This window comes from Micromonospora sp. DT47 (assembly GCF_049844475.1).
Lineage (GTDB): Bacteria > Actinomycetota > Actinomycetes > Mycobacteriales > Micromonosporaceae > Micromonospora.
Map to the genome: position 1 here is coordinate 88,354 of NZ_JBNCLC010000004.1, position 24,724 is coordinate 113,077.

A 24,724-nucleotide genomic window follows, 5' to 3' on the forward strand; every position below is an offset into this window, starting at 1 on the left:
GAGCTCGGCCCAAACAGGGCAAATGATCACCAATGACGGATGGGAGGCAACTAGTGCGATCCGTCAGACAGCTCGGGAGACTCCTACTGGCCACCATCGTCGCCACCGTGGTGGCACTCGGCGCCTCGTCCGGCGCCGCTCTCGCCCAGAGCGCGGCGATCACGGTCGACCCGGTCGGCACCTTCGACACCAGCACCGCCACCATCAGCGGCACCTACGACTGCGGTGACGCGACGGGCTTCGCCTTCATCGAGGTCAACCTCAGTCAGCGTGTCGGTCGGGTCTCGACGGTCACCGGCTCGGCCTTCGTCGACATCACGGAGTGCAGCGACGACACCAGCGCCGGCACCTGGACGGCGACGATCCCGGCCGGCAACGGCGCGTTCCGCGGCGGCAGCGCCACCGCCAGCGCCCGCCTCGTGGTGGAGGGCGTGGGCGTCGCCGAGACCACCGAGCCGGTACGGCTCAAGGGCGGCAGCGCCTGACGCCATCCACCCTCTGCGATCTTGCACTCTGTGCCCGACAAATGTCTGCTTGGCCCTAATGGTCTGGGCACAGAGTGCAAGATCGAGGAGGCGGGTCAGGAAAGGGCGGCCCGCATGGTGGCGACTATGTGGGCTGGGCGGCGGTAGAGGTCACGGTCGGTGAAGTAGCGCATCCGCCACCCGTTCGCGTCGAGCCAGTTCACCCGTTCCCGGTCGTACCGGAGTTGATCGCGATCCAGGTGTGACACTCCGTCGTACTCGATGCCGATCCTGCGTTCCCGGTAGCCCAGGTCCAGCCGGTAGCGAGGAATGCGGTCACGGTCGTGCACCCACAGTTGCGGCTCCGGCGGCGGCAATCGCCCGTCGATCAGGATCAACCGCAGCTGGCTCTCCTGCCGACACTCCGCTCTACCGTCCGCCAGCGGCACGAGCTCTCGGGCCTGTCGCACGCCGCGGAGCGCCCGATGAGCCGACACCTCCGCCAACAACTCGTCCTGCGTGACCGCGCCCGAACGGATGGCGGAGTCGAGCACCGGCAGGGCGTCCAGCCGCCGGACGGTGCGCGCCAGGTCCACGGCGCACCGGGCGGCCGGAACGCAGGGCAGTCCGCCGACGACAACCGGCCGCACGGGAAGGATCGAGTGATGTACGGCCAGCCCGGGAAGCCGGGGCTTGGGCACCGAGGCGGGCAACTGGACGTGGACCAGGTCCCCACGCAGCACACCGAAGCCGTACCGATCGGCCGCGCTCTGCCTGGTCAGCATGGCTTCCTCAGGAAGGCACAGCATGAGGGCCCGCAGTTCGTCCTCGTCGCCGCACCGCTGATCGGCGTAGACGCCTCTCCGCACCCGGAGCAGCTCTTCCCTGCTGACCCGGGTCCGGATCCGCTTCACCGTGAGGATCCGCACCAGGTCATCGGTGCGCCACAGCTCAGTAGACACCACGACAGAATCTCGAACCCGGCGCAAACCCCCGTTCCCCACCCAAGCCCCCTGTGGACAACCCACCCCCCTGTGCAAACCCCCCACCCCACCCCACCCTCTGCTATGGCACCCCCACCTCCCCTCAGGGATCTTGCACTTATGGCCCTCGATATATGGAGAATGCCCGAAAAGCCGGGGCAGAAAGTGCAAGATCGCGGGAGGGGAAGGGGGGAAGGGGGGAAGGGGTTAGCGGGCGTCGAGGAGGGGTTGGCTCGGGTTCCAGGGTGGGGCGCCGGCGGCGTCGCGGCGGCGGCGGGCGATCGCGGACAGCGCCTCGAGCACCACGCGGTTGCCCAGGTAGGCGGTGATGTCGGCGTGGTCGTAGGGCGGGGCGACCTCGACCACGTCGACGCCGACCACCGGCAGCTCGTAGCAGACCCGGCGGACCGCGTCGAGGAGCTGCCGGGAGGTCAGCCCGCCCGGCTCGGGGGTGCCGGTGCCGGGGGCCATCCCCGGATCGACCACGTCCACGTCGACGGAGAGGAAGACGCCCTCGCACTCGTCCACCGCGATCGAGAAGGCCTCCGACAGGCAGGAGTCCAGCCCACGGGCGACCAGCTCGGTCATCTCGTACGACCGCATCCGCTGCTCCGCCATCCACGACAACGTCTCCGGCCCGGGCCAGTAGCCGCGCAGGCCGATCTGGAGGAAGCGGTCGCCGCGTACCGCGCCGGACTCGATGAGCCGGCGCATCGGCTGGCCGTGCCCGTGCAGCGACCCGAACTCGATGTCGCCGGTGTCGGCGTGCGCGTCGAAGTGCACCAGCGACACCCGGCCGAGCCCGTGCTGCCGGGCCACCCCGGTGGCGTCGGGCAACGCGATGGAGTGGTCCCCACCCAGCACGATCGGGATGGCGCCCGACGACGACACGGCATACACCGCCGCCTCCAACGACGACAGCGACCGCTCGATGTCGCCGGAGAACATCTCCACGTCGCCGGCGTCGTAGACCCGCAGGTCGCGCAGGGCGTCGACGCGCAGCGCGAGGGATGGACGGGAGCCGTCGTGCGGCAGGTAGCAGGCCTGCCGGATGGCGGACGGGCCGAACCGGGTGCCGGGCCGGTGCGAGGTGCCGCCGTCGAAGGGCGCGCCGACGATCACCACGTCCGCGTCGGCGAACGACGCGGGTTCGTCCAGCGAGCAGCGGTCGACCCCGAGGAACGTGACGTCGGGGCCGTACATCGGGCCGTAGCGGTTCACCGCTCCTCCATCCCCCACGGCGAGCCGTAGCCGGTGAGCAGGTCGAGGAACGGGCGAGGGGGCAGCGCCTCCGGGCCGATCACCCCGACGCCGGACCAGGCGCCGGTGGCGAGCAGTTCCAGGGCCACCACCGGGTTGACCGCGGTCTGCCAGACGACGGCCTGGTGGCCGTACTCCTTCATCGACCACTCGTTGTCGACCACGTGGTAGAGGTAGACCTTCCGCGGCGCGCCGTCCTTGCCGGTTCCGGTGACGAAGGTGCCCGCGCAGGTCTTGCCGCGCATCCGGTCACCCAGGGTGGCCGGGTCGGGCAGGCAGGCCGCGACCACGTCGCGGGGGGAGACCGAAGCGCCCCGGACGGAGACGGGCTTAGTGGAGTCCAGGCCGAGCTTGTGCAGGGTCTTCAGCACCTCGATGAACTCGTCGCCGAGGCCGTACTTGAAGGTGACCCGCTTCGCCTTCACCCAGCGCGGGATCAGCAGCACCTCCTCGTGCTCCACGTTGACGCACTCGACCGGGCCGATGCCCTCCGGGAAGTCGAAGACCTCCGGCTCGCTGAACGGTTCGGTGGTGTACCAGCCCCGGCCCTCCTCCCAGATCACCGGCGGGTTCAGGCACTCCTCGATGGTGGTCCAGATGGAGAACGACGGCGCGAAGTCGTACCCGTCGACGGTGAGGTTGGCGCCGTCGCGTACCCCGATCTCGTCGATCTCGGCGAAGAGTTCGTCGGCGGCGTAGCGGGCGAAGACGTCGGAGAGGCCCGGCTCGATGCCGATGCCGCAGAGCGCCAACCGCCCGGCCCCGGACCAGCGATCGGCAAGAGCGAACTGGTCGTCGCCGAGCTTCACCCCCGTCTCGGCGTAGGGACGCGACGGGTGCGGGTGGGACAGCGACATCGCCATGTCCAGGTAGTCCGCCCCGGCGGCGAAGGCGCCGTCGAAGATCGGCATGACGAAGCGCGGGTCGACCGCGTTGAGCACGTGGGTGATCCGGTGCTCCCGGCAGAGCGCGGCGACCGCGTCGGCGGAGGAGGCGTCGACCTTGGCGGCGACGAACCGGTCACCGTGCCCCTGCACCGCCCGCGACGCGCGGTCGAGGTCGTAGTCGGCGACCACCACGGTCTCGAAGAAGGAGCGGCGGGCGGCGATGGCGACGGCGGCGGAGCCGACGCCACCGGCGCCGACGAGCAGGATGCGCATCAGGAATCAAACCCCAAACCAAGACGATCGAGAGTACGGAGCCAGAGGTTGCGCCGGCCCTCGCGCGCGTCGGCGCGGGCCAGCGACCAGCGGGTGAGGTTGATGCCGGCGGCCCGGACGGGCTCCGGCGGGAACGGCAGCGGGGTGCTGCGGACCAGGTCGAGCCGGGTCAGCGGGGTCTCCTCGCCGCCCAGCAGGTCGAGCATCACCCGGGCCCCGAACCGGGTCGCGCCGACGCCCAGGCCGGTGAACCCGGCCGCGTACGCCAGCCGACCGTCGTACGCGGTGCCGAAGAACGGGCAGAACCGGGTGCAGGTGTCGATGACGCCGCCCCAGCGGTGACTGAAGCGCACGTCGGAAAGCTGCGGGAAGGTGGTGAAGAAGTGCTCGGCGAGGGCGGTGAAGGTGGCCGGTCGCTGCTCCAGTTCGGGCGCCATCCGGTTGCCGTAGTGGTAGACCGCGTCGTAGCCGCCGAAGAGGATCCGCCCGTCGCCGGTGATCCGGTAGTAGTGGAACTGGTTGCCGGTGTCCGCCAGCCCCTGCCGGTTCTGCCAGCCGATCGCCGTGCGCTGCTCCGGAGAGAGCGGCTCGGTCATCAGCGCGTAGTCGTAGACCGGTGCGATCCAGGCGCGCAGCCGGCGCAGCAGCGGCGGGAAGGCGTTGGTGGCCAGCACCACCTGCCGGGCCCGCACCGACCCGGGGGCGGCGTCGGGTCCACCGGCCGTGGTGGCCCGCAGCGCGGCGCCGTCGCGGCGGAGGCCGGTCACCCGGGTGTGTTCGGCGATCCGCACGCCGAGTTCGAGGCAGGCGCGGCGCAGGCCCCAGGCCAGCTTCGCCGGGTCGAGCAGGGCCACCCGGTCCCGGTCCCACATCCCACCGAGGTACGTCGGCGAGTCCACCTCGGCCCGCACCTCGTCCCGGTCGAGCAGGCGGACGTCGTGGCCGTACCGGCGGGCCAGTTCGGCGTCCTCGGCCAACCCGTCGAGCTGGTACGGCTCGACGGCCACCGCCAGCTCGCTGGTGCGTTCGAAGTCGCAGTCGATCCGGTACGCCTCGACGGTCGCGGCGATGGCGTCCAGGTTCTGCCGGCCCAGCCACTCCAACTCGTCGATCTCGCCGGGGAAGCGGTCCACGCCGTTGGCCAGCCCGTGGGTCAGCGAGGCGGCGCAGAAGCCGCCGTTGCGCCCGGACGCCGCCCAGCCGCAGGTGCCCGCCTCGACCAGCACGACGTCCCGGTCGGGCGCGTCCCGCTTGGCGAGCAGCGCCGCCCACAGCCCGCTGTAGCCGCCGCCGACGACCAGCAGGTCGGCGGGGTGCGTGCCGGTCAGCGGTGGCAGCGGGTCGGGGCGTTCCGGGCGGTCGAGCCAGTAGGGCACGGGCGCCGCGTCGGCGAGCGCCCGCCCGGTATGCGGGAGTTTCATGACGGGCGCCGGGCCCGTCGGCCGCGCAGCGAGCTGGCCCCGACCAGCAGCAGCGCGATCACGAACATCGCCGTGCCGATGACGTTGACCTGCGGCGGGATGCCCCGCTGGGCGGCGCCCCAGACGTACATCGGGAAGGTCACGGTGGTGCCGGCGTTGAAGTTCGTGATGATGAAGTCGTCGAAGCTGAGCGAGAAGGCGAGCAGCGCGGCGGCGACGATGCCGGGCAGCACCAGCGGCAGGGTGATCCGCCGGAAGGTCTGCCACTGGCTGGCGTAGAGGTCCATCGCGGCCTCCTCCAGCCGCCGGTCCATCCCGGCGAGCCGCGCCTTGACCGTGACCACCACGAACGACACGCAGAACATGACGTGCGCGATGACGATGGTCCAGAAGCCCTGCGGCACGCCGGCGGAGACGAAGAGGGCGAGCAGCGAGGTGCCCATCACCAGCTCGGGGGTGGCCATCGGCAGGAAGATCAGCAGGTTGATCCCGGACCGGCCGCGGAAGCGGTGCCGGACCAGGGCGAACGCCATCAGCGTGCCGATCACGGTGGCCACGACGGTGGCGATGAAGCCGATCTGCACGCTGCGGACCACCGCGTCGCACATGTCGGAGGTGGCGCAGGGCTGCCGCCAGTTGTCCAGGGTGAACTCGTGGAAGTCGTACGACAGCCGGCTGGACGGGCGGTTGAAGGAGAGCCCGGCCACCACCAGGATCGGCAGGGAGAGGTAGCCGAGCACCAGCAGGGCCATGCCCATCACCCAGCGGTCGGCCAGCCAACGGGACAGTCTCACAGCACCTCCTCCGTGCCGGCCCGGCGCAGGTAGACGAAGACCACCGCGAGGATCGCCGCCATCAGCAGGAACGACAGCGCCGCTCCCTGCGGGTAGTCCAGCCGGACCAGGAACGCAGAGTCGATGACGTTGCCGATCATGTACTCGTTCGGCGTGCCGAGCAGTTCCGCGTTGATGTAGTCGCCGGTGGCCGGGATGAAGAAGAGCAGCGTGCCGGCGATCAGGCCGGGCATCGACAGCGGCAGGGTGACCTTCCGGAACGCCCGCACCGGGCTGGCGTACAGGTCGCTGGCCGCCTCCAGCAGCCGGTAGTCCAGCCGCTCAAGGCTCGCGTACAGCGGCAGCACCAGGAACGGCAGGAAGTTGTAGGTCAGGCCGAGGATCACCGCGACCGGGGTGGCCAGCAGCCGGCCGTCGGGGGCGAGCAGGTGCACGTCGCGCAGCAGCCCGACCAGCCAGCCGTTGTCCGACAGGATGGTCTTCCAGGCCAGGGTGCGGACCAGGAAGCTGGTGAACATCGGGGCGACCACGCAGATCAGCAGCAGGTTCTTCCACCGGCCGGCCTTCTGCGCGATCGCGTACGCCAGCGGGTAGCCCATCAGCAGGGCCAGCACCAGCGCGATCCCGGCGTAGCCGAAGGACCGGGCGAACTGCGGCCAGTACGCCTGCAACGCCTCCGGATAGTTGCCGAACGCCCAGGTCAGCGCGTACCCGGTGGAGAGCGAGCCGCTGGGGTCGTAGAGGCTGGCCGCGGCGAGCTGCAGCAGCGGCAGCGCGAAGAAGATGAACAGCCAGGCCGCGCCGGGCAGGAGCAGCAGGTACGGCAGCAGCCGCCGCCGCCCGCGCCGGGGCGGCGGCGGTGCGGCCGCCTGCCCCGACGGGGTGGGTACGTGCGCCAGTGCCGTCACGACGACGCACCCACCGGCTCGTCCAGCAGCGGGGTGGTGCGGTCGTCCTGCCCCGGTTCGCGGGGCAGCAGGAAGGCGTGCCGCGGATCCCAGTACGCCACCACCGACGCGCCGACCGGGAGCTGCCCACCCGAACCGCTGTTCGCCGCGAACGCGGAGAGCTCGCTCCCCCAGCCGGTACGGATCAGGTACTGGGTGCTGACCCCCACGTAGGAGGCGTCGCTGACCACCCCTTCGACGTGCTGGTGGCCGCTGGGAACCTGGGCGACGGAGTCGACCAGGTGCAGCTTCTCCGGGCGTACCCCCAGGTAGACCGCGCCCCGGTCGGACCGGACGCGGTCGGCGGGCACCGAGAAGCGGGCACCGTGGGCGGTGACCGGCACCTCGCTGCCGGCGGCGCCCGCGGCCTCGGCGGCGAGCAGGTTGGACTGGCCGAGGAAGTTCGCCACGAACGCGGTGGCCGGGAACTCGTAAAGCTCGGCCGGAGCGCCGAGCTGCTCGATCGTCCCGGCGTTCATCACCGCGACCGTGTCGGCCATGGTCATGGCCTCCTCCTGGTCGTGGGTGACGTGCACGAAGGTGATCCCGACCTCGGTCTGGATCCGCTTCAACTCGATCTGCATCTGCCGGCGCAGCTTCAGGTCGAGCGCGCCGAGCGGCTCGTCGAGCAGCAGCACCTGCGGGTGGTTGATCAGGGCGCGGGCCAGCGCGACCCGCTGCTGCTGGCCGCCCGAGAGCTGGGCCGGGCGGCGGCGGTCGTAGCCGTCGAGCTGCACCAGCGACAGCATCCGCTGGACCTGGTCGTCCACCTTGCGGATGCCGCGCCGGCGCAGCCCGAAGGCCACGTTCTCCGCGATGTCGAGGTGCGGAAAGAGCGCGTAGCTCTGGAACACGGTGTTCACCGGCCGCTTGTACGGCCGCAACCGGGCGATGTCCCGGTCACCGAGCAGCACCTGCCCGCTGGTCGGTTCCTCGAGGCCGGCGATCATCCGCAGCGTGGTGGTCTTGCCGCAGCCGGACGCCCCGAGCAGGGCGAAGAACGAGCCCTGCGGGATGGTCAGGCTGAGGTCGTCCACCGCGGTGAAGATGCCGAACCGCTTGGTGAGGTTGGCCAGCCTCAGGTCGCCGGCCGGTGAATCGCGCTCCACTGACTTCGCGCCCATCCCGATCACGCCCCGATAACCTGCTGGAACTTGGACTCGTACTCCTTCTCCTGCTTCTCGTCCAGGGCCATGAACACCTTGGCCTTCGAGAGCATCGGCTCGTCGGGGAAGATCAGCGGGTTGGCCGCCAGCTCCGGGTCGATCTTCTCCATCTCGGCCTGCGCGCCCTTGACCGGGCAGATGTAGTTGACGTAGGCGGCGAGCTTCGCCGCCACCGCCGGCTCGTAGTAGTAGTTGATCAGCTCTTCGGCGTTGCCCTTGTGGGTGGCCTTGTTCGGCACCAGCATGTTGTCCGACCAGAGCATCACGCCCGACTCGGGCACCACGAACTTGACCTTCTCGTCCTCGAAGCCGAGCTGGATCACGTCGCCGGACCAGCCGATGCACGCGGCGATGTCACCCTTGGCCAGGTCCGGGGCGTAGTCGTTGCCGGTGAACTTGCGGATCTGCCCGGAGTCGACGGCCTTCTTGAGCTTGTTCAGCGCGTCGTCGAACTGCGCCGTGGTGAAGTTCGCCGGGTCGTGCCCGTTGGACTGGATCAGCAGGCCCATCGTGTCCCGCATCTCGCTCAGCGCGGTCACCTTGCCCTTGAGGTCCGGGCGGGTCAGCAGCTCGTCGACGGTACGGATCTCCTTGGCCACCTTGCCGTTGTAGGCGAGACCGGCCAGGCCGGACTGCCACGGGATGGCCAGCTGGTTCTCCGAGTCGAAGGAGCGGTTGCGCAGCGAGGGCAGCAGGTTGGCCTCGACGTTGGGCACCTTCGCCTTGTCCAGCTTCTGGATCCAGCCGAGCCGGATCATCCGGGCGGCCATCCAGTCGGTGAGGACCATGATGTCCCGCCCGGTGCCCTGACAGTCGGCGAGCTGGTTCTGCACCTTGCCGAAGAACTCGTTGTTGTCGTTGACGTCCTCGGTGTAGGTCACCTGGATGCCGGACTTGGCGATGAACTCGTCGAGGGTCGGCCGCTTCGCCGCGTCCTTCTCGTCGGTGTCCATGTACTGCGGCCAGTTGGAGAAGGCCAACTTCTTCTCGGTGCCGGAGAGGTCTTCGCTCTTGCAGCCGGCCTCGGTCTGGGTCGCGGCCTTGGTGCCGCAGCCGGCGAGCGCGCCGCCAGCGGCGAGCAGCGCGGCCGAACCGAGGGTGCCCGTGAGCAGTCCACGCCGGGTGAAGGGCCGGAGGGGAATACGCATGTGACGACTCCTAGGGGGTCGTCCGTCGGCGGCGGGGACGGGGGTGACGCGCCGGCGGGGAGGGGTCAGGTGCCAGGGACGACTGATCCTGACATGAGGAGACCTTCCTTACAAGGGATTCCGTTGCGGGAATAGCTCTGGACGACGAATTACGCCAGACTGCGCGGTGGCACTAGGCTCAGCGCGGGAACCGACATGGGGAGCGGTCGATGACGAACCGGCAACCGGAGAACGGCAACGGCGGACGGCGGGTCACCGTCCGTGATGGAGTCAGCCACGCGCTGTTGGACGACGTGGCGAAGCAGATCATCGAGCAGCTGCAGGAGGACGGCCGCAGGCCGTACGCGACCATCGGCAAGGCGGTCGGGCTCTCCGAGGCGGCGGTGCGGCAGCGGGTGCAGCGGCTGCTCGACGCCGGGGTGATGCAGATCGTGGCGGTGACCGACCCGCTCCAGCTCGGCTTCCCCCGCCAGGCCATGATCGGCCTGCGCACCGACGGGGACCTGGAGGCGGTCGCCGACCGGCTGGCCGAGTTCGAGGAGATCGACTACGTGGTGATCACCGCCGGCTCGTTCGACCTGCTGGCCGAGGTGGTCTGCCGCAACGACGCCCACCTGCTGGAGATCCTGCAGAAGCTGCGCGCCGTCGAGGGCGTGCTGGCGACCGAGGCGTTCGTCTACCTCAAGCTGCGCAAGCAGACCTACACCTGGGGTACGGCCTGATACGGATTCCGTTGCGGAATCCATCCTCGGGCGCTAATTCCGAAGCCTGACAAGACAATGACACTTGCTTTCGCGATCCGGAGTGTGCGATAACCGTGGGCAGAGCGGCCGGTGTCCCCCCTGACCGGCCCCGAGACCCGATGGGGCTGACATGGCCAACGCCACCGACCACCTCTGGATGCACTTCACCCGGATGGCCAGCTACTCCGCCGGCGAGGTACCCACCATCGTGCGCGGCGAGGGCGCGTACGTCTGGGACTCGCAGGGCCGCCGCTACCTGGACGGGCTCGCCGGGCTCTTCGTCGTCAACGCCGGTCACGGCCGCACCGAGCTGGCCGAGGCGGCCGCCAAGCAGGCCGCCGAGCTGGCCTTCTTCCCGCTCTGGTCGTACGCCCATCCCAAGGCGGTCGAGCTGGCCGAGAAGATCGCCTCGCTGACCCCCGGCGACCTGAACCGGGTCTTCTTCACCACCGGCGGCTCGGAGGCCGTCGAGACGGCGTGGAAGCTGGCCCGGTCGTACTTCAAGCGCACCGGCAAGCCAATGAAGCACAAGGTGGTCAGCCGGTACATCGCCTACCACGGCACGTCGATGGGCGCGCTGTCGATCACCGGCCTGCCCGGCATCAAGAGCGAGTTCGAGCCGCTGGTGCCCGGCGGCATCAAGGTGCCGAACACCAACTTCTACCGGGCCCCCGAGCACGGCGACTCCCCCGAGGCGTTCGGCCGCTGGGCCGCCGAGGAGATCGGCCGGGCGATCGAACGGGAGGGGCCGGAGACGGTCGCCGCGGTCTTCCTGGAGCCGGTGCAGAACTCCGGCGGCTGCTTCCCGCCGCCGCCCGGCTACTTCGAGCGGGTCCGGGAGATCTGCGACGCGTACGACGTGCTGCTCGTCTCCGACGAGGTGATCTGCTCCTGGGGCCGGCTCGGCGAGTACTTCGGCTGCGTCCGGTACGGCTACCAGCCGGACATCATCACCACCGCCAAGGGCATCACCTCCGGGTACGCCCCGCTCGGCGCGATGATCGCCAGCGAGCGGCTGATGGAGCCGTTCCTCACCGAGACCGGCATGTTCGCCCACGGGGTGACCTTCGGCGGCCACCCGGTCTCCTGCGCGGTGGCGCTGGCCAACCTCGAGGTCTTCGCCCGCGAGGACCTGGTCGGGCACGTCCGGGCCAACGAGGACGCCTTCCGGTCCACCCTTGAAAAGCTGTACGACCTGCCGATCGTCGGCGACGTGCGGGGAGACGGCTACTTCTACGGCATCGAGCTGGTCAAGGACAAGACCACAAAGGAGACCTTCGACGAGGCCGAGTCGGAGCGGCTGCTGCGCGGCTTCCTCTCCACCGCGCTGTTCCAGGCCGGGCTCTACTGCCGAGCCGACGACCGGGGCGACCCGGTGGTGCAGCTCGCCCCGCCGCTGATCGCCGACCAGCAGCAGTTCGACGAGATCGAGCAGATCCTGCGTGGGGTGCTGACCGAGGCATGGGCGCGGCTCTGAGCGGCGGACCAGGCTCGGGCGGGGCCGGCTCCCGGGACACCGGGGACCGGCCCCGCGCCGTCGGCGGGACCGATCGGACCCGGATACGCCGGCTGCCCGACCTGGCCGTGCCCGATCGGGCGACGTTGTACGCCGTCCTCGACGCCGGCCGGGTCGGGCACCTGGCCATCGCCCATGGCGGCCAGCCGTACGCGCTGCCGGTGGCGTACGCCCGCGACGGCGACCGGGTGCTGGTGCACGGCTCCACCGGCAGCCGCCTCTTCCGGCACCTCGCCGCCGGCGGCCCGGCCTGCCTGACCGTCACCCTGCTCGACGGCCTGGTGCTGGCCCGCAGCGCCTTCGCGTCCTCGATGAACTACCGGTGCGCGATGGTGCTCGGCGAGCTGACCGCGCTGGACGGGGACGCGAAACTGGCCGCCCTGGAACGCCTCTCCGAGCACCTGCTGCCCGGCCGCTGGGCGGTGATCCGGCCGCCGTCGGCGAAGGAGCTGGCCGCCACGCTGGTGCTCGCGCTGCCGTTGGACGAGTGCTCGGTGAAGGTCAGCGCCGGCCCGCCCGACGACCCCGAGGACGACCTCGACCAGCCGGTCTGGGCCGGCGTGGTGCCGGTCGTCGAGTCGCTCGGCACCCCGCAGCCCGACCCACGGCTGCGCCACGACCTGCCCCCACCGGAGTGGTGATGCGCTACCAGGAACTGTCGTACTGGCTGTCCAACGTGGACGAGCCACTGAGCCCGCGCCCCGCGCTGCCCGGCGACGCCGACGCGGACGTGGTGATCGTCGGGGCCGGCTACACCGGGCTGTGGACGGCGTACTACCTGGCGGAGGCCGATCCGACGCTGCGGATCACCGTGCTGGAGAAGGAGATCGCCGGGTACGGCGCCTCCGGCCGCAACGGCGGCTGGTGCTCGGCGCTCTTCCCCACCTCGCTGCCCGCGCTGGCCCGCCGGCACGGCCGGGACCGGGCGCTGGCCATGCAGCGGGCCATGCAGGCGACCGTGCCCGAGGTCGGCCGGGTGGTGGCCGCCGAGGGCATCGACTGCGACTGGCACCAGGGCGGGACGGTGGTGCTGGCCCGCAACGACGTGCAGCTCGGCCGGGCCCGGGCCGCCGTGGCCGAGGCCAGCGAGCACGGTCTCGACCCCGGGGACCTGGTGCTGCTCGACGCTGCCGAGGCCAACGCCCGCTGCGCGGCCGACGGGGTGGTCGGTGGGACGTACACCCCGCACTGTGCGGTGGTGCACCCGGCCCGGCTGGTCCGCGGGTTGGCCCGGGCGGTGGAACGGCGCGGGGTACGGATCTTCGAACGCACGCCGGTGACCGCGATCCGGGCCGGCGCGGCGGTCACCCCGGCCGGCACGGTCCGGGCGCCGGTGGTGGTCCGGGCCACCGAGGGGTACACCCCGGGCCTGCCCGGGCAGCGGCGCGCGGTCGCGCCGGTCTACTCGCTGATGGTGGCCACCGAACCGCTGCCGGCGGAGACCTGGGCCCGGATCGGGCTGGCGGAGCGGGAGACGTTCTCCGACCACCGGCACGTCATCATCTACGGCCAGCGCACCGCCGACGGCCGGCTGGCCTTCGGCGGGCGGGGTGCCCCGTACCACTTCGGTTCCCGGGTCTCCCCCGCCTACGACCGGGAGCCGCGGGTCTTCGCCGCGTTGCGCCGGGTGCTCGGCGAGCTCTTCCCGGTGCTCGGCCCGGACGTGCCGGTGAGCCACACCTGGGGCGGGCCGCTGGGCGTGGCCCGGGACTGGTCCGCCTCGGTGGGGCTGGACCGCGCGTCCGGCCTGGCCTGGGCGGGCGGCTACGTCGGCGACGGCGTCGGCGCCAGCAACCTCGCCGGCCGTACCCTGGCCGACCTGATCCGGGGCGTGGCGAGCGACCTGACCGCGCTCCCCTGGGTCGACCACCGCTCCCCGAGGTGGGAGCCCGAGCCGCTGCGCTGGCTCGCCGTCAACGCCGGCCTCAAGGTGATGTTCTCCGCCGACCGGTCGGAGCTACGCTCCGGCCGCCCGTCCCGCCGCGCCGCCACCTTCTCCCGCCTCCTCGGCCACTGACCCCGACCCCGGGGGCCGGGGGGGGTTAGTGGTTGGGGGGGATTACGCGGAGGTGGCCGCGGCGGGCGGTGTGCGGGGGCTGGTGGGAGGGCTGGTCGTCCGCGGGGGGACGGGGGGTGACCGGGCGGGCGGCCTCGCGGACGGCCTCGGCCAGGGCGACCAGGTCGTCGGTGGTGGGCGGCGGCGGCTCGAACGCACCCTCGTGCCGGACCACGTCCCAGCCCCGCGGCGCGGTCAGGCTGCGGGCGTGCGGCTCGCAGAGGTCGTACGTGTGCGGCTCGGCGAAGGCGGCCAGCGGGCCCACCACCGCCGTCGACTCGTTGTAGACATAGGTCAATGTGGCGACCGCTTGCCGGGGGCAGCCGTTACGGGAGCAGCGCCGTGGTGACCTCACGGCGGCAGGGTATCCCCACTACCGGGTGCGGCGCACCGGTTCGCGTTGCGACACGCCCGTCGCGGTGATCACAATTCGCGCCTGCCGTCGCCCGCCGCGCCACGGATCCGGCGCTGCCGCTGGCCGGGCCGGCACGAGAGCTACCCTTTGCCTCATGACGAGCCCGGAACACCGCCGCCCCGGCTCCGGCCGGCGCACCCACCGCGACCGGCACGGCCGCGGCCTGCGCGGGCGGCTGGTGCCGGCGACCGTCCCGCTGGCCCGCACCAAGGCCGAGGTCTTCGACGACCTGGTGCTGGACACCGTCGAGACGCTGGAGCGGCGCTTCGCCAAGGAGCTGGCCGGCGTCGAGTTCGCCGTCGAGGACGTCCCGCCGGACCTCAACGTCTACGACTCCGACGTGCTGGAGGACGGTGAGGTGCCGCTGGCCCGGCTGCTGCCGGGCCGCCCGGGCCGGCAGGAGGTACCGCCCCGGATCGTGCTCTACCGCCGGCCGCTGGAGTTCCGCGCGATGGACCGCGAGGACCTCGCCGACCTGGTGCACGACGTGATCATCGAGCAGGTGGCGAACCTGCTCGGGGTCGACCCGGACGAACTCGCCTGAGCCGACCCCTGGTCACCGCCACCCCCGCGGCGGACGACCGGGCGTGAGCCGGGCGGCCCCCACCGCCCCGGCCCGTCGCGTCAGCTCAGGCGGCCCGCCGCTTGAGCTTGCGCCGCTCCCGCTCGGAGAGCCCACCCCAGATCCCGAACCGCTCGTCGTGCCCGAGAGCGTATTCCAGGCATTCCGTCTTGACCTCGCACCGCGAGCAGATCCGCTTCGCCTCGCGGGTCGAACCGCCCTTCTCGGGAAAGAACGCTTCCGGGTCGGTCTGCGAGCAGAGCGCCCGCTCCTGCCACTCCGGCGCGTTCCCGAGCAGGTCGGCCACCTCGAGCTGGCCGTCCATCAGATGCCTCCTTGTCGCGCACCGGCGTCACCGCCGCTGCAACCCCCCACGCGAAAGGCGTGCTTGTCCGTCCGGTCCAAATTTGTTGCGTTCCGTGCGAACAACCCCATTCAAATTACACGCGTGTAATGCGTGCGCCGTCAAGCCGAACTTGATAATGGAGTCGCCCTCCCGACACGTTTCCGGGTGATCACTCTGACCACCCGGCCTCGCAACATGCCCTATCGATTCAGACCCCGGACGAGTAACGCCCTCTCCGGCGAGTTGCCCGAGATTTCTGCCGTGGCGGCGCCACCATGGACGCCGGCGGAGGCTCCGGTGACGACGCCGACCAAGATCAGCATCTCGATGGGGCACAGGTTAACCCGGTTCGGCCGAGGTTGCCCGTCGAGCCAAAGACGCCGACAGCGCCCCGTCCACCATGTGGACGAGGCGCTCCGGCTCCGGCGCGGTACGACGATCAGCCCACCCTCGGCGGACCGCTGCCCGGCCAGACGAATTCGGCCACCGCGCCACCGGTGACGGAGATCGCTCCGGCAGGTCTGCTCCCGTCCCACCAGACGGTATAGAGACCCGCGGGCAGGTCCGGGTAGACGGCACTGTGGAACACCCCGTCCCGGACGATCCGCTCCCGCACTGCGGCGTGGGTACGCGGTCCGGCGGCCCGGTCGGCAGGGCTGATCTCGATCTCCCGCCCGTGCTGCTCGCGCCCGGTGTAGATGATCAGGGCGCCGGTGTCCCCACCGAGGTCGAGCATGACCGTGCCGCTGCCGGTCGGCCCGTACCGGTGCCGGTGCTCGTGGTCGTGGTCGTGGTCGTGGTCGTGCATGGAGTGCCCGTCCGCTCAGGACTTCGCCGCCGGCGGGTTGTTGAACCCGTCGTACGGCGTGCCGAGGAAGGGGAAGTGCCCCAGGAAGGGCGCGGTCACGTCGGCCGCGCTGAGCCCCGGGGTGACCGCGCCGGCCGCCGCGTCCGGCGTGAAGGCCTCGTCCACCAGCGGGACGGTGACCCCGGCGATGGCCCGCAATGCGATGCTCACCACATCGTCGCCGACCCGCCGGCCGTTGGGGAAGCCGGCCAGGTCGCCGCCGAGCACCCCGAACCGGTCCGGCCTGGAGTTCGGCCTGATCGCGGTGTTCAGCCTCAGCATGTCGGCCTGGACGGCACCGGTGTTGTTGGTGAAGCCGTCGATCAGGCCGGCCGGGATGCCGGTGAGCAGGATCGCCGCCAGGTCGGCCCGGGGCTTCCTGGACTTGTTCAGCGCGTCCAGGTTGCGGAAGACGCCCGGGTAGAGGGCGGGCAGCAGGGCGGCCAGCTCCGGCTGCTCGACGAACCGGGCGAACCGCTTGTCCTCCGCGGGCGGCAGCGTGTTCCACAGGTCCTTCTTGGACATCGGCACGATGACCTCGTTGAACAACGGGTTGCCCAGCCGGGAGACCTGGGTCCATGGCCCGGCGGCGGTGTCCGCGGCGACCTTGTCGCCGAGCACCCTGACCTGCTGCCGGGACGCCGACGTCCACGCCCCGATGATCGAGGCGCGGTCGGCGGAGCCGTACCGGTTGGCCTTGCGGCGCACCCTGCTCAGCGGGACCTGCACGGCGATGCTGTGGACGTTCATCCGGTCCACGGCGTTGACCGGCTCGCCCTCGGTCTTGAAGATCTTCTTACCGGCCACGTGCAGCTGCTGGAACGGCCGCAGGGTTCCCAGGTCGAAGATGGCACCGAGGTCGACGAAGAAGCCGTCGGCCCGCTGGCCGGCGAAGACCCGCTCCCCGGAGGAGAGGCTGAACGTCGCCTGCCGGGCCAGCTCCGCGTACTTCGGGGTGGAGAGCGGGCCGACGTTGCACGGCGGGCAGGGCAGCTTGTGGGCGAGCACGTGCTCCCTGCCGTCGGCCACCCGGGTCAGCTTGTAGAACTGCCGACGGTTCCAGTTCTTGCTGTCCAACGACTCGATCGTGCCGGTGTTGTAAAGAAAGCTGTTCGCATTCGTGATCTCGGTGGTGAATTCGAAACGGTAGGTCACGTCGGGGTGGCCGTCGCCGTCGTTGTCGATATGGATCTCGTACCGCACGTCGTCGCCGAACTCGAAGAAGTTCGGTCCGCCGGAGGGGAGCTGCAACGGCACGTAGTTGGCGATCAGCGTCACCGAGTCGGGCCGGTCGGGGCTGACGAAGGCGTACAGGTCGGAACTGTCGGCGACCGGGTCCTTGGCTATCTCCGGTGCTTCGCGGTGGGAGGACATGGCGGACCAACCTTTGCGGGGTCAGGAGGATTCTGGGCAGGGTCGACCGGGCGCCGAGAGCCGGCGCCGGGTCGGTGAAGGGACGGACGTGCCGGGTCAGCGCCGGCCGGCGGCGCGCCGCAGCCGGTCCGCCAGGCCGCGGTCGCGTACCTCGATGCGGGAGGTACCGACGAAGACGTCCATCGTCCCGGAGGCGGCATCGCGCAGGTGGACGACGATCGGGTCGTCCTTCGAGCCCGCCGACGGCGTGTTCTGCGCGGCCGACAGGCCCGGCACGGTGAGGGCGGCGGCACCGAGCGTGGCGCTCGCCGCGGCCGTCAACGTCTGCCGGCGGGTCAACCGCGGCCAGGGCCGCTTCCGCTCTTCACTCGTCATGGGGAACCTTTCCTCCGGCGGCGCCGGGGCGCCCGCGGGTGGCTCGCGAGGGGCTGCCGGCGGCGGCCCTCGCCTCCACCGCCGCCGGCGACCAGTGGTACGGCCGGCACCGGGGAAAGGTTCGACGCTATCGGGCGGAGTGACCGTACGCGGTCGTCCGCTTGCGCGCCGGTCGCCCGGCGGCCGCCGCGATCGCCTGCAGCTGCTCCTCGGTACGCGCCGACCCGTTGCCCGAGCCGGCCATCCGGGAGATCGTCTCCTCCATCAGCGTGCCGCCCAGGTCGTTGCAGCCGCCGTTGAGCATCGCCACGGTGCCCTCGTCGCCCAGCTTGACCCAGGAGCACTGGATGTTGTCGATCCGCCCGTGCAGCAGCAGGCGGGCCATCGCGTGCACCACCCGGTTCTCCCGCCAGGTGGGGCCGGGACGGGCGATGCCGGCGAGGTAGATCGGCGCGTTGGTGTGCACGAACGGCAGCGCCACGAACTCGGTGAACCCGCCGGTGCGGTCCTGCACCCCGGCCAGCACCCGGAAGTGGGCCAGCCACTGCCCGGGGTGGTCGACGTGGCCGTACATCATCGTGGAGCTGGACCGGATGCCCAGCTCGTGGGCCGTGCTGACCACCTCGACCCAGGCGACGGCCGGCAGCTTGCCCTTGGTGAGCACCCAGCGCACGTCGTCGTCGAGGATCTCCGCGGCGGTGCCCGGGATGGTGTCCAGGCCCGCGTCGCGCAGCAGGGTCAACCACTCCTTCACCGGCACGCCGGCCTTGGCCGCGGCGGTGACGATCTCCATCGGGGAGAAGGCGTGCACGTGCATGCCGGGAACCCTGGTCTTGATCGCCCGGACCAGGTCGGCGTAGCCGGTCACCGGGAACTTCGGGTCGATCCCGCCCTGCAGGCAGACCTCGCTGGCGCCGGCCGCCCAGGCCTCCTCGGCCCGGTCGGCGACCTGCTCCACGGAGAGCCGGAACGCGTCGGCGTCCCGCTCCCGTTGGGCGAAGGCGCAGAACCGGCAGCCGACGTAGCAGACGTTGCTGAAGTTGATGTTGCGGTTGACCACGTAGGTGACGTCGTCGCCGACGACGTCCCGGCGCACGTCGTCGGCGAGCCGGCACAGCTCGTCCAGCGCCGGGCCGTCCGCGCCGAAGAGGGCCAGCGCCGCGTCCGCGTGCCGGGGCTCCAGCAGCGCCGCCGGGTCGTCGGCCGCCAGCCGCAACCCGGCCCGCAGGTCGCCGTCCGCGCCGGTCCCCGTCGCCCGGGGTACGCCGGAAGCCTCCGGGCCCACCTTGCCGGCCACCTCGGACCAGTCGCCGTAGACGCTGTCGAAGTCTCCCCGCCGGTCGCCGGTGCGCCCGCTGGTGTCGATGGTGGCGTGCAGGTCGGTACGGCCGCCGAAGACCTCCTCCGGCTCCTGCCACGGGCGGCCCGCCGGCCGGGCGGACTCGACGGCGAGCCCGCTCTCCGGTTCGGCGAGGGCGGTCACGTGCGGCAGCAGCCGCGGGTCGAGCCACGGGTCGCCGGCCCGGACGTACTCCGGGTAGATGGTCAGCCGCTCGCGGAGGGTGAAGCCGGCCTTCTCGGTCTGCCGGGCCAGCTCGTCCAGCTGCGGCCAGGGGCGCTCCGGGTTGACGTGGTCCGGGGTCAGCGGCGACACCCCGCCCCAGTCGTCGATGCCGGCCCGCAGCAGCAGGTCGTACTCGCCCTCGATCAGGTTGGGCGGTGCCTGGACACGGGCCTTCGGGCCGAGCAGCAGCCGGGTCACCGCCACGGTGGCGGCCAGGTCGTGCAGTTCCGCGTCGGGCATGCCGCGCATCGCGGTGTCCGGCTTGGCGCGGAAGTTCTGCACGATCACCTCCTGGAGGTGGCCGTACTCCCGCTGTGCCCGGCGGATCGCGAAGATCGCGTCGACCCGCTCGGCCGGGGTCTCGCCGATGCCGATCAGGATGCCGGTGGTGAAGGGAACGCCCACCCGGCCGGCGTCGTCGAGCACCCGGAGCCGGACCGCCGGCTCCTTGTCGGGTGAGCCGAAGTGCGGGCCGCCCGGCTCCGACCAGAGCCGGGTCGCGGTGGTCTCCAGCATCATCCCCATGCTCGGCGCGACCGGCTTGAGCCGTTGCAGCTCCGACCAGGAGAGCACCCCCGGGTTGAGGTGCGGCAGCAGCCCGGTCTCCTCCAGCACGGCGACCGCGCAGGCGCGCAGGTAGTCCAGGGTGGAGTCGTAGCCGCGCTCGTCCAGCCACTCCCGGGCGGCCGGCCAGCGCTCCTCCGGCCGGTCACCGAGGGTGAACAGGGCCTCCTTGCAGCCCTGCGCGGCGCCCGCGCGGGCGATCTCCAGCACCTCGTCGCGGTCCAGGAAGGCGGCGGGGAGCCGGTGCGGCACGGTGGCGAAGGTGCAGTAGTGGCAACGGTCCCGGCAGAGCCGGGTGAGCGGGATGAAGACCTTCTTGGAGTACGTCACGACGCCCGGACGGCCGGCCTCGCGCAGCCCGGCGTCGCGGATCTCGCCGGCGATCCGGAGCAGCTCGTCCAGCGCGGGCCCGCGGGCCGCCAGCAGCGCGGTCGCCTCGTCGACGTCCAGCGCACGCCCGGTGGCCGCCCGGCGCAACGCGCGCTGGATGCTCGCCGCGGTGGGGCCGGGATCGGTGCGGTCAGCCATCCGTTCAGCCTAGGTGGTGACCGGGACGGCGGTAAGGCCACGCGACCGGATGTGAGATCGGCACGTGTGGGCCGGGATCCGGCGGCGAGGGCCCGTGGGCAGGTCGGACGCGGGAGGTGGATTCCGCCGTGAGCAATCTGAGTGAGAGTCATAAATATGATTGACAGCGATACCGGCCCCGGGCGCGACCGGTCGGTGACCGACGCTCCCACTCCGGCGGAAGGTGGCCGGAGCGGGAGCCGGCTCCGGTCAGTGCGCGTTCGGGTCGTCGCGACGGAAGCGCTGGGTCCGGTCGCTGTCCGCGTCGCCCGGCGAACCGGCCTCGCCCGGCTGGCGCGGGATGGTCTGGGTCGGGTCCGCCGACGTCGGCTGCCCGAACGGCGGCGCCGAGTGCGGGGCGGTGCCGTAGGGCGGTGCCGACTGGGGAGCGCCGAACGGCGGCGCCGGGGCGGCGGTCGGCTGGCCGTACTGGCCGGCGGGCTGACCCGGGGCCGGGTGACCCGGGGCCGGGTGACCCGGGGACGGCCAGCCGGCGGGCTGGCCGGGGGCCGGGTAGCCGGCGGGCGGATGGCCGCCCTGCTGGTGCCAACCGGGCTGCGGCTGGCCGTACACGCCGGGCTGCGGCTTGGGCTTCGGGACGAAGTACAGGGTCCGCCAGATCCGGTAGACGACGAAGGCCGCCACCGCGAACACCGCGAACCAGGCGGCCCGGGTCAGCATGCCGAGCAGGGCGTCCAGCACCTCCGCCTCGGCCAGCCGACCGACCAGCCAGATCAGGAAGGCCAGCGCGCCGAACAGCGCGCCGAACGCGTACTCGCCGACCGCCGCCTGGGTGATCTGCCTCGCCCGCGGCAGCACCGGCGAGACGTGCGTGGCGAGCAGCACGGCCAGCAGCGGCAGGACCGTCGCCTCGATGCCGACGAACGAGAAGAAGGTGCTCCCGGCGCGGCCGGAGAAGGTGCCGTAGTCGGAGGTCGGCACGACCAGCCGGACGAAGCCCACGAAGAGCAGGACGGCGTTCGCGCCGAGCAGGACGAGCGCGACCAGTTCGCGCAGTGGCCTGGTCAACTGGCGGGCCTGCGTCGCGTCGGTCGGCGCGGGCTCGGCGGGGCTGGTCACGAGCTCTCCCTCGGGGGCTAAAACGGACAGGTGCGGACGTGAGCCTAGTCTCCCGGACCACCCACGTACGGTAGGCGGCCCGTACGCGAGGATGGACGGCATGCGCATCGTGGTTCTGACCGGCGGCATCGGGGGCGCCCGGTTCCTGCTCGGCGTCCGGGCGTACGCCCGCGAGGTGGGCGCCGAGGTGACCGCCGTGGTGAACGTCGGCGACGACCTGCTCCTGCACGGGCTCAAGGTCTGCCCCGACCTGGACAGCGTCATGTACACCCTGGGCGGCGGCGCCGACCCGGAGCGCGGCTGGGGACGGGTCGGCGAGAGCTGGACGGTCAAGGAGGAACTGGCCGCGTACGGCGCCGAACCGAGCTGGTTCGGGCTCGGCGACAAGGACATCGCCACCCACCTGGTCCGGACCACCATGCTCAACGCCGGCTACCCGCTCTCGACGGTCACCGAGGCGCTGGCCACCCGCTGGCAGCCCGGCGTACGCCTGCTGCCGGCGACCGACGACCGGCTGGAGACGCACGTGGTGGTCGACCTCGACGGCGGCCAGCGGGCGATCCACTTCCAGGAGTGGTGGGTGCGGTACCGGGCGGACGTCCCCACCCACCGGTTCGTCTTCGTCGGCGCGGAGAGCGCCAAGCCGGCCCCCGGCGTGCGGGAGGCGGTCGCCGCGGCCGACGTGGTGCTCATCGCGCCGAGCAACCCGGTGGTGAGCGTCGCCCCGGTGCTGGCGGTGCCCGGCCTGCGCGAGGCGGTCACCGAGGGCCCGGCCCGGGTCGTCGGGGTCTCGCCGATCATCGGCGGCGCGGCGGTCCGCGGCATGGCCGAGCGCTGCCTGTCGGTGCTCGGGGTGGAGTGCAGCGCGGCCGGGGTCGGCCGGCTCTACGGCGGACGCGGCGACGGCGGGCTGCTCGACGGCTGGCTGGTGGCACCGGAGGACGAGGGTGCGGTGGTGCCGGGTGTGCCGGTCCGCTCCGCGCCGTTGCGGATGACCGACGAGGCGGCGACGGTGGCGATGGTCCGCGCCGCATTGGAGCTGGTGTGAGGCTGGAGATCCTGCCGGTGCTGGGCATCGGCGACGTGACCGAGGGCGACGACCTGGCGGCGATGATCGCGACCGCGGCGCCGTGGCTGCGCGACGGCGACGTGCTGGTGGTGACCAGCAAGATCGTGTCGAAGGCCGAGGGACGGATGGTCGACGTGCCGGCCGACGGGCCGGAGCGGCTCGCCGCGCGGGACGCGGTGCTGGCCGCCGAGACCGCCCGGGTGGTGGCCAGCCGGGGCCCGACCCAGATCGTGCAGACCCACCACGGTTTCGTGATGGCCTCCGCCGGGATCGACGCGTCCAACGTCGACAAGACCCGGCTGGTGCTGCTCCCGAAGGACCCGGACGCCTCGGCCCTGGCGCTCCGCGCCGGGCTGCGCGAGCGCTACGACCTCGATGTGGCGGTGATCATCAGCGACACCATGGGCCGGCCCTGGCGCAACGGGCTCACCGACGTGGCGCTCGGTGTGGCCGGGATGGCCGCCATCCGGGACCACCGGGGCGAGGTCGACCCGTACGGCAACGAGCTGCAACTGACCCAGATGGCCGTGGTGGACGAGCTCGCCGGCGCCGGCGAGCTGATCAAGGGCAAGTGCGACCAGGTTCCGGTCGCGGTGGTCCGCGGCTACCTGGCCGCCACCGGGACCGACGACGGCGCCGGGGCGGCCGCGCTGGTCCGGGAGAGCGCGCTGGACCTCTTCTCGCTGGGTACCGCCGAGGCGCGGGCGGCCGGCCTGCGCTCCGCCGCCACCCTGCCCGACGCGCCCGGCGGGACGCCGGTGGACCCGGCGGCGGTCGAGCGGGCGGTCGCCGCGGTGGCCGACGTGGTCGCGCCCGGCACCGCCTTCACCCACGTCACCGACGAGGAGGTACACGCCGGCCTGGTGGCGACCGTCCCGGGCTGGCCGGAGCAGGCGACCGGCCTGGTGCTCGGCGCCGCGCCCACCCCGGTCGACCGGCCGGACCTGGTCCGGTTCGGGGCCGACCTGCAACGGCTGCGCGCCGCGCTGGCCGCCGAGGGGATCGGCTCCGCGCTGCTGCCGCCCCCGACGGGCAGCACGGCCAGCGCCTGCCTCGCGCTCTGACCCGTTCTCCGGCGGCCGCTCGGGTCAGGCGTTCAGCATGGCCCGGCCGAGCGGGGTCAGCGTGTGCAGCACGGTGTTGCGGTCCCGCTGGCTGACCAGCAGCCCGGCGTTGCGCAGCACGGCGGTGTGCTGGCTGGCGGCGGCCGGCGAGATGTTCAGGCGGCGGGCCACCTCGCCGGTGGTGCAGCCGCCGTCGCTGGCCTCCAGCACGGCGGCCCGGGTGCGGCCGAGCAGCGCGGCCAGCGCCTCCCGCCCGGATCCCTCGGCGGTCGGACCGGCGCCGCTGACGGACGCGGGCGCCAGGCCGCCCAGCCGGTCCACCGGGTAGACCAGCACCGGCGGCAGCGCGGGGTCGAGCAGCGCCACCGGGGTACGCGCGCAGAAGAACGACGGGACCAGCAGCAGCCCGCGCCCGTCCAGGTGCAGCTCCCGGTTGTCCGGGTAGTCCCGCACCTCCAACACACCGGACTTCCACCGCATGTTGGGCCGGAGGCTGGCCAGCAGCCCCTCCGCGCCGCCGTCGAGCATGGCCCGGGCCCGGCGGGCCCGGTCGGCCTCCACCGCGGCCTGGATCCGCCCCCAGTACGGCTCGATCGCCACCGACCGGTACTGCTCCATCGAGTCGGTGAGGTGCCGCAGCACCTCCGGCTCGCCCCGGGCCAGCGCGGCGGCCGAGGAGGGCAGCGGATGGTCCCCGGCCAGCACGGTGAGGTCCCGGTGCAGCAGCATGGTCGGGGTGGAACGGACCGCGTCCAGCCCCGCCTCGAAGCCCCCCGTGCTGGCGTACGGGGTGAGGAAGTCGGGGAAGTAGCCGCGCGGCGGGTTCAGCGCGAAGAGCAACCGGAGCTGGCCGGAGGCGCGGTCGCGACGCAGCTCCCGGGCCACACCCCGGTGCCAGTGCGCCATCAGCGGCTCACGGCTGCGCCCCTGCAGCAGGTGCAGGCTGAGGACGAGTTCCCAGACCGGGTCCGCGGCGGGCGCGACCCGGGTCCGGAGCACGTCCTCCCCGGAGAAGTGGATGGTCAGCATGGAGCGCTCTCCTGGGGTGGGCCGCGGGGATGCCCACCGACCATTCGCACTGTACCCGCCGGTACTTATCTCCACTTTTAAGCGTGGACTGAAAAACCTCGACGCCCCGGCACCCCGGTTGGGATGCTCTGACTGCCCGGTACGGCGCGCGAAGGGGTCTCATCAGCCGCGTCCCGGGCGACCTGGGGTCAGGGAAGGATCGGACGTCCG

The 24,724-nt window shown here is 72.1% G+C and carries 24 protein-coding genes; 8 read left to right on the forward strand and 16 right to left on the reverse strand.

The window, feature by feature from the left end; genetic code table 11:
• The first annotated feature begins 53 nt into the window (after positions 1 to 53).
• Positions 54 to 485 carry a DUF6299 family protein gene (locus tag ACLQ2U_RS07555; protein ID WP_425749829.1) on the forward strand — a complete coding sequence of 144 codons (432 nt, stop codon included), beginning with the start codon at positions 54 to 56 and terminating at the stop codon, positions 483 to 485.
• Between the two features lie 95 nt (positions 486 to 580).
• Here the strand turns inward: ACLQ2U_RS07555 and ACLQ2U_RS07560 are convergent, their stop codons facing one another.
• The 8 genes from ACLQ2U_RS07560 to ACLQ2U_RS07595 all read right to left on the reverse strand — a co-directional run bounded on the left by ACLQ2U_RS07560 (position 581) and on the right by ACLQ2U_RS07595 (position 9,343).
• Positions 581 to 1,426: a DUF559 domain-containing protein gene (locus ACLQ2U_RS07560; protein ID WP_425749830.1), complete on the reverse strand. Its 846-nt coding sequence runs from the start codon at positions 1,424 to 1,426 to the stop codon at positions 581 to 583.
• Positions 1,427 to 1,654: 228 nt separating this feature from the next.
• Positions 1,655 to 2,668 (reverse strand): agmatinase, encoded by a 1,014-nt coding sequence (gene speB, locus ACLQ2U_RS07565; RefSeq protein ID WP_425749831.1) that lies wholly within the window; start codon positions 2,666 to 2,668, stop codon positions 1,655 to 1,657.
• Positions 2,665 to 3,867: a saccharopine dehydrogenase family protein gene (locus ACLQ2U_RS07570; RefSeq protein WP_425749832.1), complete on the reverse strand. Its 1,203-nt coding sequence runs from the start codon at positions 3,865 to 3,867 to the stop codon at positions 2,665 to 2,667. The genes speB and ACLQ2U_RS07570 overlap by 4 nt, the downstream gene beginning before the upstream one ends.
• A complete protein-coding gene (locus ACLQ2U_RS07575; RefSeq protein ID WP_425749833.1) occupies positions 3,867 to 5,288 on the reverse strand; it encodes an NAD(P)/FAD-dependent oxidoreductase in 1,422 nt (473 codons plus the stop codon). Before ACLQ2U_RS07575 ends, ACLQ2U_RS07570 begins: the two co-directional genes overlap by 1 nt.
• The gene (locus ACLQ2U_RS07580) at positions 5,285 to 6,082 is read right to left on the reverse strand and encodes an ABC transporter permease (protein WP_425749834.1); all 798 of its coding nucleotides are present in this window, start codon (positions 6,080 to 6,082) and stop codon (positions 5,285 to 5,287) included. The genes ACLQ2U_RS07575 and ACLQ2U_RS07580 overlap by 4 nt, the downstream gene beginning before the upstream one ends.
• Positions 6,079 to 6,990 carry an ABC transporter permease gene (locus ACLQ2U_RS07585; protein ID WP_425749835.1) on the reverse strand — a complete coding sequence of 304 codons (912 nt, stop codon included), beginning with the start codon at positions 6,988 to 6,990 and terminating at the stop codon, positions 6,079 to 6,081. Before ACLQ2U_RS07585 ends, ACLQ2U_RS07580 begins: the two co-directional genes overlap by 4 nt.
• Positions 6,987 to 8,153: an ABC transporter ATP-binding protein gene (locus tag ACLQ2U_RS07590; RefSeq protein ID WP_425749836.1), complete on the reverse strand. Its 1,167-nt coding sequence runs from the start codon at positions 8,151 to 8,153 to the stop codon at positions 6,987 to 6,989. The genes ACLQ2U_RS07585 and ACLQ2U_RS07590 overlap by 4 nt, the downstream gene beginning before the upstream one ends.
• 5 nt (positions 8,154 to 8,158) lie before the next feature.
• Positions 8,159 to 9,343: a polyamine ABC transporter substrate-binding protein gene (locus tag ACLQ2U_RS07595; protein ID WP_425749837.1), complete on the reverse strand. Its 1,185-nt coding sequence runs from the start codon at positions 9,341 to 9,343 to the stop codon at positions 8,159 to 8,161.
• Positions 9,344 to 9,552: 209 nt separating this feature from the next.
• Between ACLQ2U_RS07595 and ACLQ2U_RS07600 the strand changes: the two genes are divergently transcribed.
• The 4 genes from ACLQ2U_RS07600 to ACLQ2U_RS07615 all read left to right on the forward strand — a co-directional run bounded on the left by ACLQ2U_RS07600 (position 9,553) and on the right by ACLQ2U_RS07615 (position 13,619).
• Positions 9,553 to 10,065, forward strand: coding sequence for an Lrp/AsnC family transcriptional regulator (locus tag ACLQ2U_RS07600; RefSeq protein WP_425749838.1), 513 nt, complete (start codon positions 9,553 to 9,555; stop codon positions 10,063 to 10,065).
• A gap of 151 nt (positions 10,066 to 10,216) precedes the next feature.
• Positions 10,217 to 11,563, forward strand: a complete 1,347-nt coding sequence (locus ACLQ2U_RS07605) for an aspartate aminotransferase family protein (RefSeq protein WP_425749839.1) — start codon at positions 10,217 to 10,219, stop codon at positions 11,561 to 11,563.
• Positions 11,548 to 12,243, forward strand: coding sequence for a pyridoxamine 5'-phosphate oxidase family protein (locus ACLQ2U_RS07610; protein ID WP_425749840.1), 696 nt, complete (start codon positions 11,548 to 11,550; stop codon positions 12,241 to 12,243). The genes ACLQ2U_RS07605 and ACLQ2U_RS07610 overlap by 16 nt, the downstream gene beginning before the upstream one ends.
• Positions 12,243 to 13,619 (forward strand): NAD(P)/FAD-dependent oxidoreductase, encoded by a 1,377-nt coding sequence (locus ACLQ2U_RS07615; RefSeq protein ID WP_425749841.1) that lies wholly within the window; start codon positions 12,243 to 12,245, stop codon positions 13,617 to 13,619. Before ACLQ2U_RS07610 ends, ACLQ2U_RS07615 begins: the two co-directional genes overlap by 1 nt.
• Before the next feature lie 25 nt (positions 13,620 to 13,644).
• On the opposite strand, the gene ACLQ2U_RS07620 is transcribed toward ACLQ2U_RS07615, so the two are convergent.
• Positions 13,645 to 14,013 (reverse strand): DUF3499 domain-containing protein, encoded by a 369-nt coding sequence (locus tag ACLQ2U_RS07620; protein WP_425749842.1) that lies wholly within the window; start codon positions 14,011 to 14,013, stop codon positions 13,645 to 13,647.
• A 154-nt stretch (positions 14,014 to 14,167) separates the two neighbouring features.
• On the opposite strand from ACLQ2U_RS07620, the gene ACLQ2U_RS07625 reads away from it, so the two are divergent.
• Positions 14,168 to 14,617 carry a metallopeptidase family protein gene (locus ACLQ2U_RS07625; RefSeq protein ID WP_088963879.1) on the forward strand — a complete coding sequence of 150 codons (450 nt, stop codon included), beginning with the start codon at positions 14,168 to 14,170 and terminating at the stop codon, positions 14,615 to 14,617.
• An 85-nt stretch (positions 14,618 to 14,702) separates the two neighbouring features.
• Here ACLQ2U_RS07625 and ACLQ2U_RS07630 read toward each other — a convergent pair whose 3' ends face one another.
• The 6 genes from ACLQ2U_RS07630 to ACLQ2U_RS07655 form a co-directional block, all read right to left on the reverse strand.
• Positions 14,703 to 14,960: a WhiB family transcriptional regulator gene (locus tag ACLQ2U_RS07630; protein ID WP_007455784.1), complete on the reverse strand. Its 258-nt coding sequence runs from the start codon at positions 14,958 to 14,960 to the stop codon at positions 14,703 to 14,705.
• Positions 14,961 to 15,420: 460 nt separating this feature from the next.
• Positions 15,421 to 15,789 (reverse strand): phospholipase, encoded by a 369-nt coding sequence (locus tag ACLQ2U_RS07635; protein WP_425749843.1) that lies wholly within the window; start codon positions 15,787 to 15,789, stop codon positions 15,421 to 15,423.
• A gap of 15 nt (positions 15,790 to 15,804) precedes the next feature.
• Positions 15,805 to 17,202 carry a DUF4331 domain-containing protein gene (locus ACLQ2U_RS07640; RefSeq protein WP_425749844.1) on the reverse strand — a complete coding sequence of 466 codons (1,398 nt, stop codon included), beginning with the start codon at positions 17,200 to 17,202 and terminating at the stop codon, positions 15,805 to 15,807.
• Between the two features lie 96 nt (positions 17,203 to 17,298).
• Positions 17,299 to 17,577 (reverse strand): hypothetical protein, encoded by a 279-nt coding sequence (locus tag ACLQ2U_RS07645; protein WP_425749845.1) that lies wholly within the window; start codon positions 17,575 to 17,577, stop codon positions 17,299 to 17,301.
• Between the two features lie 127 nt (positions 17,578 to 17,704).
• Positions 17,705 to 20,233, reverse strand: a complete 2,529-nt coding sequence (locus ACLQ2U_RS07650) for a bifunctional FO biosynthesis protein CofGH (protein WP_425749846.1) — start codon at positions 20,231 to 20,233, stop codon at positions 17,705 to 17,707.
• Positions 20,234 to 20,482: 249 nt separating this feature from the next.
• The gene (locus tag ACLQ2U_RS07655) at positions 20,483 to 21,352 is read right to left on the reverse strand and encodes a hypothetical protein (RefSeq protein ID WP_425749847.1); all 870 of its coding nucleotides are present in this window, start codon (positions 21,350 to 21,352) and stop codon (positions 20,483 to 20,485) included.
• Between the two features lie 100 nt (positions 21,353 to 21,452).
• On the opposite strand from ACLQ2U_RS07655, the gene cofD reads away from it, so the two are divergent.
• Together cofD and ACLQ2U_RS07665 are read left to right on the forward strand one after the other, a co-directional pair.
• Positions 21,453 to 22,400 (forward strand): 2-phospho-L-lactate transferase, encoded by a 948-nt coding sequence (gene cofD / locus ACLQ2U_RS07660; protein ID WP_425749848.1) that lies wholly within the window; start codon positions 21,453 to 21,455, stop codon positions 22,398 to 22,400.
• Complete coding sequence (locus ACLQ2U_RS07665) at positions 22,397 to 23,485, forward strand: coenzyme F420-0:L-glutamate ligase (protein WP_425749849.1); 1,089 nt, start codon at positions 22,397 to 22,399, stop codon at positions 23,483 to 23,485. The genes cofD and ACLQ2U_RS07665 overlap by 4 nt, the downstream gene beginning before the upstream one ends.
• A 24-nt stretch (positions 23,486 to 23,509) precedes the next feature.
• Here the strand turns inward: ACLQ2U_RS07665 and ACLQ2U_RS07670 are convergent, their stop codons facing one another.
• The gene (locus tag ACLQ2U_RS07670; RefSeq protein WP_425749850.1) at positions 23,510 to 24,514 is read right to left on the reverse strand and encodes an ArsR/SmtB family transcription factor; all 1,005 of its coding nucleotides are present in this window, start codon (positions 24,512 to 24,514) and stop codon (positions 23,510 to 23,512) included.
• Positions 24,515 to 24,724 lie beyond the last annotated feature (210 nt).